This is a genomic window from Nocardia sp. NBC_01730 (genome assembly GCF_035920445.1).
Taxonomy (GTDB): Bacteria; Actinomycetota; Actinomycetes; order Mycobacteriales; family Mycobacteriaceae; genus Nocardia.
Window position 1 is genome coordinate 1297715 of the sequence record NZ_CP109162.1, and the last position, 18819, is coordinate 1316533.

The window sequence follows — 18819 nt, forward strand, 5'->3', positions numbered from 1 at the left end:
TCACCAGTGGTGGCGACAGGACCCGCCACCGCTTACTCGTCACCGGCGCCGACATCATCGACCGTGGACTGGCCATCGTTCACCTTCCTGAAGGCAGTCCGGCCGACCGTGACGTGCTGCTGTCGGTCCTCGCGGGCCACCCACGCCTGGCTGCCCGCCGAGCGCACCGGCATCCTCGACGCAGCCTTCGCAGGATCCACCGATCGCACGCAGCAACCTCTCGACCGTCGACACCGAGTCACAACTCCGGATGCTCGCGAAGGCCCGGATCTTCTTGTCTGGCACTGAGGTTCTGGGCAATCGAGGAGGCCGGAGTCCCTGGCTGGGCCTCGATATCCTCGACACGAATTCGAGGGCTGTCGCTTTCTACCACCGCCACGGCTGGCACCCCACAATCAGCCGCCTGGTCGCACCCGAAGTACCGAGGTGCGTCGTGGGTGGTGATGGCCCCGCCAGTCCTGGGGGCCACTACCTGGACTGCGGTTTCAGCCAACGATGCTGGCTCGTTGCACCGATTCACGTTGCAGGGCAACCGAAGACGGCGGCGGTTCGTAACTGGCGGGGAGGGAGGATCCGATGGATCGGGTTGCTGATGCGGACCGTGGGCAGGTAATCGTGGTGTTCGGGGCACCACATGGCAAACCCGTGGCATCACCCTGGCAGGCGACACCCGCGTGCGCGGGGAGCACCACCAAATGCGCCTGACCTCGAGGGCGCGCTACGGATCATCCCCGCGCGCGGGGAGCACCTTTTTGACCTGGCACTTTGCCGAGCGAACCACCGAGTCTCATTCACTTTGCCGATATGCCGGACCAGCGTAGGTGCTGAACATTATGCGGCTGTCGGCTCGCCGTCATCGACGATGTATTCCTCAAGGAGCCGGCCGATCACATTCACCGCCTGCCCTTCGCACAGCAGTCCAAGCAGTCCCGGTCGAACCGAATGTGTTTCCTCCCTATTGAGATAACGGCTGCGTGACCCGGCAGGCACAGCGTGGTGGCGGCGACCAAGTCGGTTCTGTCGCATCGCCGCGTGCTCGCAGTTCGCGCGGTAGTAGTGCGCTGTAGATAGTAGTGTGGGTGGGGGTGGGAACGCCGAGCCACTCCCCGTAGTGCACGACCGCACCAGTCTGGTCGTACAGCTCAGATGGCCTGCCAGCAGATATATCTCGCATCATCGATGCTGTGGCGTCTGGATCGGACTCGTCCAGTTTGGACAGTGCCGCGTCCGCGTCGGCTTCGGTGATGTTGGCCGATGCCGCTCGCGCTACTGTCGCCACCTCGTGCAGTGCTGTGCGAACCAGCGCTCGGGTACGTGGCTGGCTGCGCACAACCCCGGCTGGGGCGTCTGACAGTGCGGCAACGCCACCGAAGGATGCGATGAACATTAGTTTGCGCCATAGGTCTTGTCGGATGTCGGAGGAGACCTGCGTACTGATTCCCGCGTCTGTAAGAATGCCGGCAATCGTCTTCAACCGGTCTACTGCCGAATCATCGCCTGTCAGGCTGCCAATCCTTAGCGACGGCGGATCACCCATACGGACGAAAGTCGCGGAGCTGGTGCGCCTGGCGAACACGGTGCACACTCCGCCCACGGCGTGGTCCGCGCCCAATATGGCAGCGAGGCGATCGCCGGCCTCGATCCCGTTCTGCACCGGAACGACGACGGTGTAAGCGGCAACCACTTGAGCGACTTGCACGGCGGCCTCCGCGACCTGCCAGGACTTGACACAGACGAGCACCAGATCGGCATACGGCACACCGTCGAGCTTCGAAACCGGGTGTACACCGGTGACCACGCGAGACCTGCACGCTGGCTCCTCGACCCTGAGTCCAGATCGGGTCATCTCTTCGAGAGTTTCGCCGCGGGCAAGCAAGGTCACCGCGTGCCCGTGTTCGGTTAGCAGCGCCGCGAAGTAGCCGCCGATCCCACCTGCACCGATCACAACCACATGCGCCACACACACACCCGCCTCTCGACCGGTCTTCGCCATCACATCACACGAGGCTACCGTGAGCCCGCCGCGAAGATGTTGTGGCGCAATAGGAATCGGCAGCCCCACCCACAGCTAACGCCCCCCATGAGGCAAAACAGTCTCTGAGTGCGCCGATCCACGGCTTCTTCCGAGATAGCCGTCACCCAGTCTGGTGTGGCATCGCTTAGACGACTGCGATATCGCCGCATGACTAGTGCCCCGTCGGTAGGATGCCCTACTGAACTCAGTCGCGAAAATTGTTGCCGTATACCAGATTTGATGCGGGCAATCGGCTGACACCATCAGACGCATAGGGGGTGCATATGCCGGGGACCGCAGTTCAGGCGTCACACGGGTTGGAGGGCAACGGTAATTCTCGTCCGCCGCTAAAGGTCCCACCGAGCATCGACCGAGCGGCATGGCTGGCATCGGTGGCGCGGTCGACCGACCGTGCCGATGCTCGACAAGCTGTCAGCGACATGACGACCGAATGCTTGTCGACAACCGGACGAGGGTTGGACCTGACCGCAGCCGACCTCAGCGGTTTGGATCTATCAGGATTCGATCTTCGTCGGGCAACGCTGAACCGCGCCGCTCTGTTCGGCACCAATCTTTCGGCAGCTGATCTGACTGGCGCGTCGATGGTGTGCGCGGGGCTCGAGAGAACCAATTTCACAGACGCCACACTGCATGGCGCCTACATCCATGCCATGGCCGCGCAGGCGAGTGTCTTTGTCCGCGCCGACCTGACGGGGCTCATCGATGCCACCGGCGCACTGTTTCACGGTTGCGATATGTCGGGTGTCCGGCTGGACGGCTCAGAACTAGCGGGTGTGACGTTCTATCAGTGCAGCCTGCTCGCAGCGCACGCCCAAGGCGCGGATCTGCGCGGCGCGGCATTCAATGAATGTCGGATGGACAATGCCGACCTGACGGCGGCGGTTCTCGATGACTGCACGATCACGCGCTGCGGCCTTCGTAGCCTCGTACTGGACCGTTCTCGTGGGCGCGGAGTGGTAATCCAGCGGCCGAGCACGGCGGACGGATTGCAGCTGTCAGCCGCACATCTGCCGAATCTACGACTATCCGCTGTCCGCGGGCGCGGCATCGTCGCCACCGGACTCAGTGCCACAAGCATCGACGTGCTCGACAGCCAGCTGGTCGAAGCAGACTTCCGCGATGCAGACCTCACCGGAGGACGCTGGTCCCGCGTCTGCTTGGACAGCGGGAATCTGGCCGGGGCTGTCGTGTCGGACTCATGGTGGCATCACGTCAGTGGCGTCGAGGCGAAGCTGACAGATGCTGCGGGTGAAAGCATGACCGCGACCGAATGCAGTTTCACGCGAGCCGATTTCACCGGATTCGCCGGGAGATACGCAACCTTCCGCAACTGCGACTTCCACGCGGCCGATCTGCAGCGCGCCTACTTGTACCGATCGTCATTCATCGGCGACCCGCCCACATCGGCATGCATGACAGCTGCGAACCTCGACGGCGCGAACCTCACCCAAGCGTATCTGGCCGCCGACTTCACTAACGCGAGCCTTCGCCATGTGATCGCCACCTATGCACGCGTCAACCAATCGCTCTTCAACGGCGCCGATCTGGTCGGACTCGGCATGTTCCGAGCCAGCGCTGTAAAGACCGACTTCACTGCCGCCCGAGTCTCGAGCACGCTCGGCTTGTTCTTCGCAGATCGATGTCCCGGATTGCTTGCAGCGCTGCATGAATCCGACGATCCCGAGAGCCGCCGAATCGCCCGGTTCGTGACAGAGTTCGAGGAGCTGATCGGCAGCGATACTCGGAAGTCGACATGACCACCGCCGACGTGGAGCGGAAGTGTCTCCAGGTCAGCCTTGTCGACCTGTCCGGCGAGACGACCGTGCGCTACACCCCGCTCGGGGCAATGTATCTGCGAGCAGCCCTGGAATCCGAGCCGGATCTGGCCGACCGCATTGCCACGACCATCCACACCTTCCTCGCTGGCACAAGCTTGGCGACCATGACGGAACAGATCGTCGAAGCTAGCCCTGATCTGATCGGGTTCTCTTGTCAGGGTTGGAATGTCGCGGTGTACCGGCAGCTGATCCCGACCATTCGGCAACTCCTGCCTGACGCCGTGATCGTCCTCGGAGGCAACCACGTGTCGCATCAAGGCGACCGGTGGTTGTCGCAGGTTCCGGAGGCGGACCTGGTCGTCAACGGGGAGGGCGAGCAGACCATCAAACAGCTCGCCCACTGGCTGATGACGGGGACACCACCGCTTCATGAGATCGCCGGAATCACCTACCGGGACGAGGGCAAACCGGCGACGACAACCGAAAGACCACGCGCGACATCGTTCGAAGAGATCGCGTCACCGTATCTCGATCCGTCGCAAGAGTTAGTCAATGCTGATGTCGTGCTGTGGGAGACCAACCGCGGATGCCCCTACCATTGCTCCTTCTGCTTCTGGGGTGGAGCGGTCGGTCAGAAGCTGAACAGAGCGGAGTTGGCGAGACTGCACGACGAACTGGTCACCATCGCGCAAGCGGGAGTGCCAGCGATCTTCTTGTGCGATGCGAACTTCGGGATACTCCCGCGTGACGTTGAGATCGCCGCCATGGTTGTTGAGGTACGCGAGAAGTACGGCACTCCGCACACCTTGCATGTCAACTGGGCGAAGAACCACGCCGCTCGCGTCGGCGAGATCCTCGATGTTCTGCGCGACGGCGGCGTCAGTACCAACGTGTACCTGGCCTTACAAACACTCAGTCGACCGGCCTTGGCGTTGGCCGGACGCGATGAACGCGGGCGTCCAGAAATGTTCGAGCTGGCCCGACGCATCGTGGACGCTGGCGGTGACATCGGCGCCGAGCTGATCTTCGGGCTCCCCGGCGAGACCCTCCACGACTTCCAGAACGCGTACGACCAACTGTATTTGCAGTTCCCGAGACTGCTGCTGCATCCGCTCTGGGTGCTACCGAACACCACTTATGACACCGACCGCGACCAGTTCGGTCTTGTCACGCTGCGCCCGGATCCGACCGTCGACTACGAAGGCATACTCGAGCACAACACGTTGCCGCGCAAGGACAATCAAGAAGGCTTAGCCCTGCTATTGGCCGACGAGATCCTCACCGGAACGGGGTATGCCCGCACAACCATGCGAGGACTGGCGGTATGGGCCGGACTACGACCGACCCGAATGCTCCACGAGTTCAGAGCATTTCTCCCACTTCGCACCGACCCGTTGTCACAGAACTTGTCAGCTACGTTCTCCTACGTGGACGCGGAGTGCTACTTCCACCGGCACGTGCGCGGCACGATCCGCAGCGCCCTGTTCCACGACCGTTCTCAGGCAGCCACATTGCTCGCGGAGTTCGTAGACGCCGTCGTGAAAGACCCGGCGGCCCGGGCAGCATGTCAACAGCTGGTTCGTTACGACACCGCTCTACTGCCCCGCACAGACATCGATGGCGTCGAACCCGTCGATGAAACGCTGCTGGCCACGTTCGACGTCTATGCCGCGTCAGGAGACTTGCTGTGCAATGCGTTGCAAACACCAGTGCCCGCGAACCTCGAGGTGGCGATCCGTATCCGCCATCCCGCTGGGTTCGCCCGCCACAGCAGTGACGCAATAGATCTCGCCGGACAATGGCGCGGCCGTGTCATCGACGTATCCCCAGCCCCACTGTCCAGGAGCCTCCAGTCATGACGCCTGTACACGTCATCCAGTCCGTCGCCGAAGCACGGCCGGCCCTTCGAAAACTGTGGCGCTCGGGCGCCACAGTCGGATCCATCCACACGCTCGGCGCACTGCACGCAGCACACGGCGAACTGATCAAACGATCCTCAGCAGAGAACGATCACACGATCGTGACGGTCTACCCGAACAAGATCCAACTCTTCGAAGGTTGCGTCTACCAGTACAACCTCGATGAAGACATTGACCTCGCGCAACGCTGCGGCGCGACGATCGTGATCGCCTCCGACGACGCGGAGATGTATCCGCCCGAATACGCCACATACATTGACCAAGGAGAACGCGCGCACCGACTGAACAGCTCGATCTTCGACTACGCTTCCCGCGGCCAGGTCACCGGCGCCATCCGATGGATCAGCCTGTGCCGGCCCACAGCGAGCTATTTCGGCATGAAAGACATCGAGCAATCCCTGCTGGTCGCACGCGCCGTCGAGGATCTGCTGATCGACTGCGACATCCGCCACGTGCCGTGCGTACGAGACACGCAAACCGCTGTGCCGGTCTCCTCCCGGTTGCGGTTCCTGCCGCCGGAACGACTGCAGGAAGTCGGCGCGGTCTATCACGCGCTGGAGCTCGGTCGCCTCGCGATCCTCGCAGGCCAGACCAAATCCGCCACGATCCTGGCTGAGATTCGGGAACGACTCGAGCCGCAGCTGTCGACCTTCAAGATCGCCTACCTCACGCTGGTCGACGCGGACGACTTCGGGCCGATCGACGAGGCAAGACTGCCATTCATCCTCCACTGTGCGATCACCGACGGAACGTTGAATCACTTTGACGGGCTATGCATCCGGACCGACGAAGAACTGCAGAACTCACCCGCGGTGATCTGGATCTGAGCACCTCAGACCGGCCCAGCTTTCCTGTCGAAGGGTAAGGAATCCCATGACATTTCGCGTTCTTGTCGGTCTTCCCAGCTTCAACGGGGCAGACACCATCGGCAAGGTTGTCAGCGACATCGACGCCGCGCTGCGCACCCTGCCCTTTCCGGTCGACGCGACGCACGTCAACGCCGACAGCTCGTCGGTCGACGGCACCAGCGACGTTTTCCTTTCGACAGCGACCAGCTACCCCAAGAAGGTAGTCAAGACCGGCTACTGGTCCGGGCAAGGGACGAATGGCAGGGCGATACTCGAGGCGGCCATCGACATAGGCGCCGATGCGACATTGATCGTCGATGCCGACCTCGCGGCGGTTGACGAGAGCTGGGTTCACGCGTTGATCACCGGTGTGCACGAGGGCCGAGACTTTGTTTATCCCCTTCGGCCGCCGACGTGGAACGGCGGAGACCTCACCTACCAGCTGACATATCCGCTGCTCGCCGGTGCGTCCGGGGTCGATCTGCGTGAACCACTGTGCGGCGACCTGGCGCTGTCCGCCGCCGCCGCGCGGGATCTCGTGCGCACCGATTGGGCCGCGGATGATCTGCGCTTCGGCTTCCACGTTCTCGTCGCCTCGACCGCGGTGGCATGGGATTGGACCGCGGTCACGCTGGGTGTGCGGCGACGCAATCCGCTGCGGAGTTTCGGACCGCGAGCGGCCGGAGAATTCCGGATGGGCGAGAAGTTCGCCGAGACGAGCGCCTCGGTCCGCCGCCACATCAGGCGCATCACGCGAGATCCAGCACCGCGGACATGGACTTCCAGCCCTGCCGAGACGCCAGTCGATACCGAATTCCTGGTCCCACGCCACGACCCCGATATCGAACGGCTCGCACACACGACAGCCCAACGACTGCGTGACGACGCCCACGAGGGACAGTTGAGCTGCTTTCCGGCGCCACTGCGCGAGCATCTGTTCGAATACGCGCTCGGTGGCGAGACGGAGCGTGGGCTGAGCTGGGCGCTGTGGCGCGAATGCCTGTTCGCGTGGCTGACTGCGGACGATGACAAGCAGATTCCGGTCGACGTTTTCGAGACCCTGTTCCTGAACCGTGCTGTAGGTCACCACACGGAGATCGCCGGACGACCTGATTGGTACTCGACGGTCCTGGAGCAGGGGCGCGACGTGTTCTCCCGGCGAAATTCGCTGGCGGCGGGAACGTAATATCCTTCGTAGTCCCCTGTAGTGTCCGCCCGTCGGCGGATGCTCGAGAACCCGATGCCGAAGGAATATTCGTGAGCCGTCCGCAGGTCGTCAAGCCCGGATCGATCAGTGGCTTCCCCGAGTGGTTGCCCGAGGTCCGGATGGTCGAGCTGCATTGGCTGGAGGTGATCCGTCAGTCCTTCGAGCGCTATGGATTCGCGCCGGTCGAGACACCGTCAGTCGAGGCGTTGGACACGTTGCAGGCCAAGGGCGAGACCTCGCAGGAGGTGTACACACTGCGGCGCCTGCAGGCCGACCCGAACGATTCCAGCGACGCGAAGTTGGGGCTGCACTTCGACCTCACCGTGCCGTTCGCCCGCTACGTTGCCGCGCACCTCAACGACCTGGTGTTCCCGTTCAAGCGGTACCAGATCCAGCGGGCCTGGCGCGGCGAGCGCCCGCAAGAAGGCCGATTCCGAGAGTTCACACAGTGCGACATCGACGTCATCGGCGTCGACCAGGTTCCGCTGCACTTCGACGCCGAGCTGCCCCGCATCATCCACGAAACGATGACGGCACTGAACCTGCCGAAGTGGACGCTCTACATCAACAACCGGAAGATCCTTCAGGGCTTCTACCAGGGCCTCGACATCGCCGACCCCGTCGCCGTCATCCAGGCAGCCGACAAGCTCGACAAGGTAGGCCCCGAGGGGGTCCGCCGAATCCTGACCGACAAGGTCGGGCTCGATCAGCACCAGGTCGATGCAGTGCTCGATCTTGCTGGAATCAGGGGCGCAAGCGCCTCGGTGGTAGATGACGTCAAGGCGCTCGGTGTGAACTCGGAACTGCTGGTCGAAGGTCTCGACGAACTGGCATTCGTGCTCGACTCACTTTCCGATCTGCCGAAGGACACCATCGTCGCTGATCTGTCGATCGCGCGAGGGCTCGACTACTACACAGGCACCGTGTACGAAGGCAAGTTCGACGGCTGGCCGACCTACCCGAGCATCTGCTCAGGCGGCCGATACGAGAACCTCGTCGGATCGTTCGTCAACCGCAAACTCCCCGGAATCGGGATGTCCATCGGGTTGACCAGGATCTTCGCCAAGCTCGCCAGCGAGGGACTGCTCGACACCACTCGGAAATGCCCGACCGACGTCCTTGTAGTAGTTCCGTCCGACGAACGCCGCGCCCAAGCACTCGCCACCGCAGCGCAGCTTCGCGACCGGGGATTCAACACCGAGGTCTACCACCAAGCCGACAAGCTGGCCAAGCAGATTCGCTACGCGTCTCGCAAAGCCATCCCGTTCGTTTGGCTGCCACCGTTCGACGACGACGGCAGCCACGAAGTCAAGGATTTGGCGACCGGTACCCAAGTCGGAGCCGACCCGGGTACCTGGCAGCGTCCTTGACCAAGCGGATACCCCGTCTAGTCGCTGGCCGCGAGACGTGTGAACTCGGTCAGTAGCTCGGGGTAATCCAACCCTGCAGCGCGCATGACCTTGGGAAAAACGCTGACCTCTGTCAGACCAGGGATCGTATTCACTTCGTTGATGAGAAGCTGGCCGGTTCGCTCGTCCAGGAACAGATCGACCCGAGCGAACACCGAGCATCCCAGAACGGTGAAAGCCTCGATCGCCAATTCCCTGGCCCGGTCGGCCAGGTTGCGATCGATCGGAGCGGGACAGGCGAACAGCGGGTTGCCAAGGCGAACCTTCTCCTCGTAGGTGTACAGGTCGCCGACCGGAACACACTCACCGGCCGGCGACACTACGAGTGACTCCGCGGTCTTCCCGACGACGCCCAGAACGAACTCTCGATGCGGAACCGCCTCCTCGACCAAGGCCGCCGAATCCCAACGGAATGCTTCCTCGAGAGCCTTGTCCAGATCGTCAGAGGACTCGACTCTGCCGATCCCCAGGCTCGAGCCTCCACGGTTCGGCTTCACAAACCACGGCAAGGGTCCGACGACCTCGCGTATCTGGTCAGTAACCGAATGAGGTGACCGGGCGTAGCGACTCTGTTCCACATGTGTGCCTTTGGCTGTGGGCAGGCCCGCCTCTGCCAGCATGATCTTCGTTAGTCTCTTGTCGTAACACAGCGCGGACGAGGTGATGTCACATCCCATCACAACCAACCCATAGGCTGCCAGCAACCCTTGGAGCGTTCCGTCCTCTCCCCATCGGCCATGAGACATGGGGAATCCCAACTGGTAGCCAGTGAATACCTCTGCTCCTGGAGGACCGTCGAACACGCGGACGCTGCCGCCGCTGCCGGGGACGTCGTCGTCCGGCGTAATGCCTTTGGCGAAGCGTTCTGCATCGGCCTTCCGCCATAGCTGTTCCAACGCGCCATCGCCTACCAACCATTGCCCGGACTTCGTCACGCCGACCGGTAGCACTTCCCATCCGAGCTTCTCCGCGTTGCTGAGCACTGCCCGTGCGCCACCCAGACTCACCTCATGCTCTGGCGTGGCCCCACCGAAAACCACGACGACCTTCTTGCTCATCGAGCGCCCCCTCCTGGAGCATCAGGCAACAGCTGTTCAGATACATTGTCCCGAAACAGATTAGGGACGCAGCATGATCACCGGTACCTCTCGTCATATGGACCTTCCGCGCGGCTTCAGCGACGTGGAACCCAACCGTATGGCGATGCTTCAGCGAGTAGAACAGCGGTGGTTCGAACAGTGTGCGCTGGCCGGGTTTCAGCCGGTGCAGGTCCCTGCAGTCGGGTTCACGGACACGTTCGTCACCGGTCACCACGCCTCCGGAGAACGCATCTACCGGTTTCCTGATCGCCGCGGACGTGATCTTGCCCTTGTCTCCGACAGCCTGCCTGCGCTGCTGAGGCTGGCCGGCAGCCGTGGCTTACCGGATCAGCGGCTCAGCTACACCTGCCCGGTGTTCCGATACGAGCGCAAACCCCGCCGTCATTTCCACCATTTGGGGATCATGGAAGTTTCACGGGTTCCCGGCGACTCGACAAGCCAGCTCCGTTCGATCCGCCGTCTCATCGAAACGATCGCCGCCTTCCTACGCCCATACCTTGCGGCCGAGTTCACCATCACAGATCCTGGGATCTGGTACGAACTGGCAGCGCAGTTCGTACCGCCCGAGAATGTAAGCGGCTACCTGGACCGGCTGCGTCGAACTCCCATCAGGGAACGACTGCCTATGCTTCGTGCCGACGGCGCCCCCGACTCAGCCATTGCGACTGTGGCCCTGCTGGCGGGAGAAGACAAGCCAGACGCGGTAAGCGCCGTTCCTGCCTCCATCACCGCCAGAATCCGCAACGCCCGCGGCCTGGTCGACAACCTCAATCGAAACGGGATTCAGGCGATCTCGAACCTCAACGAGCTGCACGCAACCGAATTCCACGACGGGATGGCCTATTTGGTGCGGCACGGACGTCTTCTGCTCGGAGACGGCGGAAGCTACAGCCGCTTTGCGACAGACTTCCTCGGAGCCCCGGTATCAGCCTATGCGGCAGTCATAGGGCTCGAGAGAATCGCTGACCTTGCTGCAAAGCCCGATGAAGTCACCTCTGCCGCCGACATCGCCGTTCTCGCCTTCCCTGACTCTCACTCCGCCGAACACGCCGGCCAGTTGACTTCATCGCTGCGCGAGCACGGAATTGCAGTGTGGGACAGCGTCGTCGTGATGCCTATCCGTCGACATCTGCGCAACCTCGCAGACCTCAACATCCCGTTCTCTGTGCTGATTGGGCAGGAGGACGTTCTATCGCCCGTCTACAGGGTTCGCGACAGATCAGGGGAGATCCACACTGTCGCGAAGGAAGGACTCTCTCATTGGATTATTCCGCGGATCCGGTGAGTTCTGTAGAAGCTACATAACACTCGACTATGTCCGGTTCGAGCCGTTTGGAGTACCGAAGTTGATGCAGCGTGAACGGTCCGCGCGTGAAATCAGTGGTGTGGTGCTTGAACAGCTCGGCTGCTCTTGGAGGGGATGTTCGCGATCGCGATCGTGGACATCCGCCAAGGCGAGCCCGTGCCAGGCTCCGGGTCTGAAGTAGCCGGTCGCTTCGAGTAGTTTGCGGTAGAAGAAGCTCTCGGCCCACAGAAACGGTGCTTCGCCGCCAGAGGCGGCCGTAGAGGCCGTCGCCCCATTCGTGCCACTGGTCGTGGTCGGAGTGTCTTCTTTCAATGGCTCCATTACACCGGCGGTGCTTTCGATGAGCAGCTGGTGGATCGCCGCGCGTTCGGTTGGCCCATTCGGCAACGCATCCAGCACACGCTGCACCAGTTTCGGGTGCCGCTGGTGGAAGACACCATGAGCGAACGAGCCGGGAACACTGGCAAGGATCAGAGGAGGAGTCGGCGGTTTCAGGATCGTGGTCCCTTCATCTCGTAGATGTCCGAGATCCGGTGGCCGAAGGCCATCAGCCATCAAGATCGGAATTGAGGCGCGGCGCTGCCCCGGTGAGCGTGTGGATCGGTCGCTATATCTGGTCGGTGGCAGGCATCGTGGATGCCGCGATGGTGATCGGGTCGTTCCAGTAGGCGGTGTCGCGGCCGTAGTTCGGTGTGGTGTAGGCAGTATTCCAGGCGGCACCCGCTTCTATCAGGTCCCTCCATGGGGCGACTTCGACGTAGAGGACGCGCATCGAGTTCAGCGCTGCGTGGTGCAGTGCGGGCCCGTCGGTACTGACGGCGTCCTGCGCTACGGCGACTTCGAAGTTGTGCTCGAGGCCCGCCCTCACGGTGGCTTCGACGCACACATTGGTTTGCAGACCGGCGACGATAAGTCGTTGAGCACCGAGGCTGCGCAGTATCGGCCCCAGTTCGGTGTAGGCGAAGAAACTATGTCTGGTCTTCTCCAGCACCACATCATCGGATTCGGGCGCCACCGCCTCCATCAGTTGCGAGCGCCAGACCTTGTCCTCGGGCGACAGGTGCGGTACCCGTGATGCCCGATACCGGCGATGGCGCGCGGCCCGCGGGTTGAATGCCAACTGCCCTGCCGGGCTGAGGGTTTGGCGTGAGTAGATCACCGGGATTCCGGCGGATCTTGCTGCGGCGAGCAGTGCTGCGCACTCGGTGACCACTTCGTTGAGCCGCCAGATTGGTGGCCACCCCAGCGCGTCGCGTACATCTTGGACCAGATAACTGTTCTGCAGGTCGATCATGAGCAGCACGGTGCTCGGCATCAAAACGCTCCTCCCGCTGGACGGCGGATATCGATTGTGCCGATGGCTGCTCGAGCTGTCGACGTTGGCGGGTGTGGTGGCGGTGACGTTGAATGCGAGTGCGCGGGCCCACGGCCGCGCTCGATCCTCAGGGGGAGTTGCCGGGCTGAGATGAACTGGCTGTTGTCGCGGACGGGGGATCGGGTCGGCGGGATCGGGTCGGCGGGATCGGCATCACGGTGTGGCCGTCGAGGTCGATGATGAGCATGGACGGGTCGAAGGAGTCCGCGTTCCCGAGTATGGCGGCGACGGCTTGCGCGCGGTCGCGCAGCGGGGTGTCCAGACCCGGCAGTACCTGCGCTGACACGGAACCTCTCCAGTCCATCGCAGCGACCCGCTCTGCCCGGCCCAGCGTGGGTCAGCTCACAGCTTGGTCGAACCAGCCATTGGGTTCGAGATCTGGAAGTTCGACCGGCAGTTCGCGATATGGTGCCGGTTCAGGATCCAACGGCCACAACACAATTGATTGTTGTGCAGCGGCCCGAAACGTGCCCGCGTCGAGATCGGTCCGGTGTTCGCCGATGCCCGCAGCGGGCCAGGCCACGATCAACGACAGCCGCCCGGCAGGAGGCAGTGGTGTCAGGTAGTAGGTCATAGTGCTGAGACTGTCGCTGCCCCCTCCGCCTCCGGGCGACAAGACCGGCAGATCCTGCGGAGAGTCCAGAGTGAATTGGCGCAGATTTGTTCCTGTCTTGCCGTCGTCGAACTCGACACTGACCAGGAACTGGTCCTTTGTCCCGCCGGGATAGCCTCCGCCGAAGGCGCCGATAGCGGAACGGTCGCACCCTTGCCGGACGTGAACGTGCAGCGTCAGTTCCACCCCTGAGCTGTAGGCACGGGCCCCGATCAGCGATGCAGCGATGTCATCGGTGCGCACGAGGACACGTTCGACGGGTACGAGCGCAGGGACCTCATTCGATGGTCTCGTCTGTGCACGCGCCGACGGCCGTGCCTGGCTCGGTCGTGTTTCCGATGAATTCGATTCACCCATAACTATTTTCACATCCTCAATGTCGCCCTGAAACATGTTGTTACGCTGCCGACTTGGAAGGTGGTGCGCTTCAATGTGGTTCCGGTTGCTGGCCGCCGTGGTGTCCGCGGTATCCGTCGTCGTCAACATCATTTGCGGCGTAGACTCTTCCGATGCCGTCGGGCAGAAGCGCATCGACGAGCCGCTGTAGTAGATCATCTGAACCGGCGTATCTTCGGTCGCGAGCGCAGTCGCCGGGCTCTCACGGATTGGCCTGTGGCGCAAAGCGGCAGCTCACACCTGTTCTGCGCCGACGATGCATGGCTCATCGAAACGGGTGTTGTCCACCACAAGCGAGGCCCGCTCCCAGGGGCGTGTCCGTTCGAAATAGATACGTTGGCCGCCCACATAGCGGCGCATCGAGGCATGCTCTGGGTCCGGATGAGTGCCGTCGCGCTCGGCCATCCGGCGAGCGGACTCGCAAAACGGGACGTGAAGAAAGATCGACATATCCCAGAGATCCAGCAGTTCGTCGCGGTGAAGGAACAGACCCTCGACCACCACGAGCGCGTTGGGAGGCGCGTAAATCTGTGCAGGGCACGTGGTGGTGTCTTTTGCCGAATCGTAGGAAGCGGTCCGGAACCAACCGCTACCACCTCGGTGGAGTGGTTCGAGAACGTACGAGCGGAGCGCCGAGTAGTTGTACGAGTCGAGCCAGAAGCCCTCCGGGGAGTTCCGGCCCCTCGCGTGCCGAACAGCGGACGGATTGAGAAAGTGATCAACGTGCACCACGATCGTGGGCCGAGCGTGTATATGCTCCACGAGATTCGATGCGAACGTGCTCTTGCCGCTCCCATCAACGCCATCGATCGCAACGAGTGCGCGATCCGACGGAACCGCCTGCATCACCTGAGCAGCGATCATCTCGATGGCCTCACCCATTAAGCCAGTATCGGCCAGTGTCTGCTGGGGGCACGCAGCCAGTGCCTGCAGCACAAGCGATCCGATCAGCTTCACCGCAGTAGGGGCCGGTGAGGCCCAAGGAAAGGCGGCGCCAAGCGGTAGATCGTCGTCGACTCGAACGTGGTGTGCCGTACGGGGAATGACCAAAGGGGCGCAGTCCCGATTTCGGCCAGTAGGGATAGTCGGCTGGATCACCCAGGTCGGATGGGGTGCAATCTTCGAATCGGACAACGGGCGGTGCTTGCATTCGATCCGGTTCGCGGACAGGCCACCTGGCGATTCTCAGCCGCGATAGAGGTCGGCTACCCTGGCCTGGAACTTCATGCGCGCCGCAGCTGGAGGCTGGTTCCCATGATCGACCCCCGATTGGACGACCCATCGATCCGGCTCGTCAGCCCCTGCCCGGAACCCGAAGTTGATGAAGCACGACGCCACATCAACCCGCTGCTGCTTCCCATCCGCGCCGCGGACCTACTTCGCTACCGTGATGAGAACGAGCTCTGCGCCGAAATCGAGTGGTGCTGGGCGAAGGCGGGATACCAGTTGGGCAGGGAAGTGGACCTTGCTCCCGGAAACCGAATCGACTTCTTCGCAAATTTCGGGATCTATCACACCGGCTACCGAACCTACCGGCTCGGCGTCGAAGTCAAGGTCGGCGGACCCCAGCGTGATGTCGCGCGGCAATTGCTGCGCTACGCAGAGACCGGTCAACTGGATTGCCTGCTGGTCATTACGACAGATGCCCGCCACTCCTTCAGTTGGTTTCCACGGCCGCCTGGCATTCCGCTGTTCGCGTTCCACCTGCCAGCTCAACGTGACCTGAGCAAGACCACGTGTCGTTACTCCGCCCTGCCCACCGGCATCCGTTGGAGACACGTCTTACCCGAACCGGATCGGTGAGGGGATAGCGCAATACCCCAGTGCGAAGCCGACCCAGACCCACCGGCCATCCACCAGCGCACAACCGCGAGATCAACAAACATTGCCTGAGTTTCGACAGCTCTGTCGGGGAGCGAATGGATGTGCGAGCCCGTCATTCGTACTCGCCGCCGAACTCGGCCTAGGCGAGTGACGTCCGAGCGCATCGGTGCTGCTCGCATGAAGGGCTGTCCAGCCGGCAAGACGCTCTCGGCTCGAGTCTGCGGGGTACTTCCACCGGCACATCCTCGCGCTGACGGCGGGTTGAGCTGAGTGGGTACCCCAGTCAGTCGAGTCCGTCGGTGATCATTTGTTCGCGTTCTTGTTCTGTTGCCCACCCAGGTAACTCCCACACCAGGACCAACGATGACGGGACCACTCGGGGGTGCGGTCGATCCCGAACTTGCGCGCGTAAACCCGCGACCGCGCTTCGAGTTGCTTCCCCAAGGTCTCCCAGTCCATCGCAACAGCCTCCCGCATCAATCAACCCGTGAAAACGGAATCTCACAGACCAGCGCTGCACCGCCGGATCCTTCTTCGGCGTTGGGTGTCAGCCCCTGCCGCTCGGGAATATCGCCAGGGGTCCGCGACGGCTTCCGTCGCCGAATGCGTGCGCGGCCACCATGTTCGGGTTGTCCGATCCGATTCGTCCCGGCGATAGCTCCACCACCGTCTACGGTGATCATGCAGTGTCAACTGCCGATCACGACATCGCACACGGTGTGCGCCAGTTCCCGGACACCACCGACCAGGACATCGCGGCGATAAGCTTGCCAGTCGGTGAGCTTGGGATGATCACGCTGTGCGCCGCGTGCAACCATCCGCCCGCGGATCACTTCCGGGGAGCTGTCGAGCCATACCGTAACGACCGGCAGATCATTCGATGCCCCGGACCGCGCTCGCAGATGTTGCCCCAGCATCACCCCCGCTGCCGCTTCTCGGATCGGAGACAGGAACGGCGCGTCCAAAATCGTCGGATGACGTTCAGCCACAACCAATCCCGTGCCAATCAACGAGTCGTAGATCCCCGGCGCGACCACCGACCGGTATATCTCGGAATCACGGTCGAACGGATCGCCGGTCAATCGAGCCATCACCGACTGCTCGAGCAGCGGCGCCAGCGAGTCCTTGTCCAACACCACCGCACCCGTGACGGTCGCTAGATGCTGTGCGGCAGTGGACTTTCCGGACGCCGGAAACCCGCACAGCACCATCGCACCGCGCGCTACTATCCGATCTGCGACGGCGTCCTCCAACGCGCGGCGCATCGAATCAGGTAGCGCATCGACCTGCTGATCGTCTTCTGCCTGCACGACGCCAAGTCCACCACAGACCACCGACAGTCGAGCTAATCTGATCCGGCACATCGGCATTGCCGCGTCTGAGGGGGATCATGAGGCCGCAGAGCGTAACCGCACACCACCGTTCGGGCTCGCTGCCGTTGTTGCTCGCGATCGATATCCAGAACGGATTCGTCGTGCCGGCCTCGGCTCCTGTGGTCCCGACTGTTGCGGCGTTGGTCGATGAATGGCTCGCCGTCGACGCACCCGTGATCCTCACCCGCTACCTGAACCATTCCGGCTCGCCCTTTCAGCGGCTGCTCGGCTGGCACGCCATGACATCGGCCCCCGACACCGATATCGTCACCGAACTCGCACACCACGCCCGCAACCCTCGGGTCCAGGTCATCGACAAGACCACCTACAGCGCGCTGACTCCCGAGACCGCCGAAACCATCACCCACCACCGGGTTAGCGACGTATTTCTGTGCGGAATCGCCACCGACGCTTGCGTTCTCGCGACTGCGCTCGCACTGTTCGACCACGGCCTCACACCGTGGATCATCACCGACGCCTGCGCCTCTAACACCAGCCGACATCCACCACAACAAATCCACGACGCCGCCCTGCTATTGATGTCGCGGCTACTTGGCAGCAGCCAGCTCATCGACATCGACAGGGCCCAAACGATGCTGCGGCAGACACTGACACAGCGACACGACCCGGCTCCACCGATCACGGTGAGGCACGAGTCGAGCTGAAGCTGCCTGCGTGAGCTGCGCGCACCGACCCCAAGGCCGCCCGAATCCTGCTGCACGTGAACACCTGGCCCTGCCGAACCTTGGCCTGCTTCTAGAGACGCCGGATCGCGCTGTGGGCTGTGGGCATTCCTGCCGAGTTCGTGCCCAGCGCCCACCAGTTCGGACACCACGACCCCTACCCCGACGAGCCGGGCCACGCCTTAGGAGCCGAAATCGGTGAGTCGCCGACCGTCACGCGCGATGATCGAGGTCATGGGTGAAGCCGAGGCGTCGACGATGACAGGGATGACCGCGCTGGATCTGCTGCACGACACTTTTCAACGGGTGAAGGCCACCCACCCCACCGACACCGAGGCCGCGGTGCTGGCTGGGTGGGAAGGGCTTTCCCTGACCTACGCTGCCGACCGGCTGCTGGAGGAAACGGTCCTGGAAATGGACTTCGCCCGGTTCTGGCCCGGGGAGAATTTCTGCGGCAAGCCGGGGCGGCAGAAGCTGGAACTCGCGTTGTCGTGGCTCGAAGCCGCACCGTCGCTACCGTACCTGGGCGAACGGCACGACACCGTGACTCGGCTGGTGGCACCACAGGTGGCGCTCGAGGTCTACGACGGGCCGCTCAGTGCCGAGATCACCGACCACGAGGCTCGGGAGCTGGCGTTGACCGAGGTGATGATTGTGCTGGTCGCGGTCGGGTCGATGTGGTCGCAGGTGTACACGCTGCTGTCCCGCGCGGCCGAGCACGCTACTGATCCGGACGACCGCAAAGCCTGCCGCATCGCCGCGCTGATGGCACATGAGCTGCGCCATCCTGAACAGATCGACTACCGCCGCGACATCAACCGCCGGGTCGTAGCGTTGAAGGAGGAACGCCTTACCCGCCCGCGCCCGCCAAGCCGCGCAGCCCGACCGGGACCGGCAGGCCGGGACGGCGGTGTCCGCGGCGAGCCTGCTGACTGATCTCGAGCACCGCCGGG

18 protein-coding genes are annotated in these 18819 nt (G+C 62.8%); 9 read left to right on the forward strand and 9 right to left on the reverse strand.

The features are described 5' to 3' along the window. Positions 1 to 32: 32 nt before the first annotated feature. Together OHB12_RS04975 and OHB12_RS04980 are read right to left on the reverse strand one after the other, a co-directional pair. Positions 33 to 209: a hypothetical protein gene (locus OHB12_RS04975; protein ID WP_327116585.1), complete on the reverse strand. Its 177-nt coding sequence runs from the start codon at positions 207 to 209 to the stop codon at positions 33 to 35. A gap of 746 nt (positions 210 to 955) precedes the next feature. Further along, positions 956 to 1960: a ketopantoate reductase family protein gene (locus OHB12_RS04980; protein WP_327116588.1), complete on the reverse strand. Its 1005-nt coding sequence runs from the start codon at positions 1958 to 1960 to the stop codon at positions 956 to 958. Positions 1961 to 2454: 494 nt separating this feature from the next. On the opposite strand from OHB12_RS04980, the gene OHB12_RS04985 reads away from it, so the two are divergent. The 5 genes from OHB12_RS04985 (at position 2455) to hisS (ending at position 9157) form a co-directional block, all read left to right on the forward strand. Then, the gene (locus OHB12_RS04985) at positions 2455 to 3792 is read left to right on the forward strand and encodes a pentapeptide repeat-containing protein (RefSeq protein ID WP_327116590.1); all 1338 of its coding nucleotides are present in this window, start codon (positions 2455 to 2457) and stop codon (positions 3790 to 3792) included. Continuing rightward, positions 3789 to 5672, forward strand: coding sequence for a B12-binding domain-containing radical SAM protein (locus OHB12_RS04990; RefSeq protein WP_327116592.1), 1884 nt, complete (start codon positions 3789 to 3791; stop codon positions 5670 to 5672). Before OHB12_RS04985 ends, OHB12_RS04990 begins: the two co-directional genes overlap by 4 nt. Beyond that, a complete protein-coding gene (locus OHB12_RS04995; RefSeq protein WP_327116594.1) occupies positions 5669 to 6559 on the forward strand; it encodes a pantoate--beta-alanine ligase in 891 nt (296 codons plus the stop codon). Before OHB12_RS04990 ends, OHB12_RS04995 begins: the two co-directional genes overlap by 4 nt. 46 nt (positions 6560 to 6605) lie before the next feature. Beyond that, positions 6606 to 7766: a hypothetical protein gene (locus OHB12_RS05000; RefSeq protein WP_327116596.1), complete on the forward strand. Its 1161-nt coding sequence runs from the start codon at positions 6606 to 6608 to the stop codon at positions 7764 to 7766. 71 nt (positions 7767 to 7837) lie between these two features. Then, positions 7838 to 9157 (forward strand): histidine--tRNA ligase, encoded by a 1320-nt coding sequence (gene hisS, locus OHB12_RS05005; RefSeq protein ID WP_327116598.1) that lies wholly within the window; start codon positions 7838 to 7840, stop codon positions 9155 to 9157. 17 nt (positions 9158 to 9174) lie between these two features. Here hisS and OHB12_RS05010 read toward each other — a convergent pair whose 3' ends face one another. Further along, entirely contained in the window at positions 9175 to 10254 is a 1080-nt protein-coding gene (locus OHB12_RS05010) for a D-alanine--D-alanine ligase family protein (RefSeq protein WP_327116600.1), read from the reverse strand. Positions 10255 to 10327: 73 nt separating this feature from the next. Between OHB12_RS05010 and OHB12_RS05015 the strand changes: the two genes are divergently transcribed. Beyond that, positions 10328 to 11581, forward strand: a complete 1254-nt coding sequence (locus tag OHB12_RS05015) for an ATP phosphoribosyltransferase regulatory subunit (RefSeq protein ID WP_327116602.1) — start codon at positions 10328 to 10330, stop codon at positions 11579 to 11581. 27 nt (positions 11582 to 11608) lie between these two features. On the opposite strand, the gene OHB12_RS05020 is transcribed toward OHB12_RS05015, so the two are convergent. From OHB12_RS05020 to OHB12_RS05040, 5 genes are all read right to left on the reverse strand, one after another. Beyond that, positions 11609 to 12157: a hypothetical protein gene (locus tag OHB12_RS05020; RefSeq protein WP_327116604.1), complete on the reverse strand. Its 549-nt coding sequence runs from the start codon at positions 12155 to 12157 to the stop codon at positions 11609 to 11611. A gap of 52 nt (positions 12158 to 12209) precedes the next feature. Next, positions 12210 to 12917, reverse strand: coding sequence for a cysteine hydrolase family protein (locus tag OHB12_RS05025; RefSeq protein WP_327116606.1), 708 nt, complete (start codon positions 12915 to 12917; stop codon positions 12210 to 12212). Between the two features lie 127 nt (positions 12918 to 13044). Then, entirely contained in the window at positions 13045 to 13263 is a 219-nt protein-coding gene (locus tag OHB12_RS05030; RefSeq protein ID WP_327116608.1) for a hypothetical protein, read from the reverse strand. A gap of 51 nt (positions 13264 to 13314) precedes the next feature. Continuing rightward, the gene (locus OHB12_RS05035; protein WP_327116610.1) at positions 13315 to 14145 is read right to left on the reverse strand and encodes a hypothetical protein; all 831 of its coding nucleotides are present in this window, start codon (positions 14143 to 14145) and stop codon (positions 13315 to 13317) included. Between the two features lie 75 nt (positions 14146 to 14220). Then, a complete protein-coding gene (locus OHB12_RS05040; RefSeq protein WP_327116612.1) occupies positions 14221 to 14922 on the reverse strand; it encodes a uridine kinase in 702 nt (233 codons plus the stop codon). A gap of 318 nt (positions 14923 to 15240) precedes the next feature. On the opposite strand from OHB12_RS05040, the gene OHB12_RS05045 reads away from it, so the two are divergent. Continuing rightward, positions 15241 to 15789 carry a hypothetical protein gene (locus tag OHB12_RS05045; RefSeq protein WP_327116614.1) on the forward strand — a complete coding sequence of 183 codons (549 nt, stop codon included), beginning with the start codon at positions 15241 to 15243 and terminating at the stop codon, positions 15787 to 15789. A gap of 710 nt (positions 15790 to 16499) precedes the next feature. Here the strand turns inward: OHB12_RS05045 and OHB12_RS05050 are convergent. Beyond that, complete coding sequence (locus tag OHB12_RS05050) at positions 16500 to 17120, reverse strand: AAA family ATPase (RefSeq protein ID WP_327116615.1); 621 nt, start codon at positions 17118 to 17120, stop codon at positions 16500 to 16502. 80 nt (positions 17121 to 17200) lie between these two features. On the opposite strand from OHB12_RS05050, the gene OHB12_RS05055 reads away from it, so the two are divergent. After that, positions 17201 to 17848 carry a cysteine hydrolase family protein gene (locus tag OHB12_RS05055; RefSeq protein WP_327116616.1) on the forward strand — a complete coding sequence of 216 codons (648 nt, stop codon included), beginning with the start codon at positions 17201 to 17203 and terminating at the stop codon, positions 17846 to 17848. Between the two features lie 252 nt (positions 17849 to 18100). Continuing rightward, on the forward strand, positions 18101 to 18802 hold the full coding sequence (locus tag OHB12_RS05060; RefSeq protein ID WP_327116618.1) for a hypothetical protein: 702 nt from the start codon (positions 18101 to 18103) through the stop codon (positions 18800 to 18802). The last annotated feature ends 17 nt before the right edge of the window (positions 18803 to 18819 follow it).

What these genes read in the sequence shown, in the direction of transcription:
- OHB12_RS05035 (WP_327116610.1), bottom strand. Translation starts at nt 14,145, where the DNA reads ATGATCTACTACAGCGGCTCGTCGATGCGCTTCTGCCCGACGGCATCG.
- OHB12_RS05010 (WP_327116600.1), bottom strand. Translation starts at nt 10,254, where the DNA reads ATGAGCAAGAAGGTCGTCGTGGTTTTCGGTGGGGCCACGCCAGAGCAT.
- OHB12_RS05055 (WP_327116616.1), top strand. Translation starts at nt 17,201, where the DNA reads ATGAGGCCGCAGAGCGTAACCGCACACCACCGTTCGGGCTCGCTGCCG.
- OHB12_RS04985 (WP_327116590.1), top strand. Translation starts at nt 2,455, where the DNA reads ATGACGACCGAATGCTTGTCGACAACCGGACGAGGGTTGGACCTGACC.
- OHB12_RS05020 (WP_327116604.1), bottom strand. Translation starts at nt 12,157, where the DNA reads ATGGCTGATGGCCTTCGGCCACCGGATCTCGGACATCTACGAGATGAA.
- OHB12_RS05045 (WP_327116614.1), top strand. Translation starts at nt 15,241, where the DNA reads ATGATCGACCCCCGATTGGACGACCCATCGATCCGGCTCGTCAGCCCC.
- OHB12_RS04995 (WP_327116594.1), top strand. Translation starts at nt 5,669, where the DNA reads ATGACGCCTGTACACGTCATCCAGTCCGTCGCCGAAGCACGGCCGGCC.
- OHB12_RS05015 (WP_327116602.1), top strand. Translation starts at nt 10,328, where the DNA reads ATGATCACCGGTACCTCTCGTCATATGGACCTTCCGCGCGGCTTCAGC.
- OHB12_RS05000 (WP_327116596.1), top strand. Translation starts at nt 6,606, where the DNA reads ATGACATTTCGCGTTCTTGTCGGTCTTCCCAGCTTCAACGGGGCAGAC.
- OHB12_RS05025 (WP_327116606.1), bottom strand. Translation starts at nt 12,917, where the DNA reads ATGCCGAGCACCGTGCTGCTCATGATCGACCTGCAGAACAGTTATCTG.
- OHB12_RS04990 (WP_327116592.1), top strand. Translation starts at nt 3,789, where the DNA reads ATGACCACCGCCGACGTGGAGCGGAAGTGTCTCCAGGTCAGCCTTGTC.
- OHB12_RS05060 (WP_327116618.1), top strand. Translation starts at nt 18,101, where the DNA reads ATGGGTGAAGCCGAGGCGTCGACGATGACAGGGATGACCGCGCTGGAT.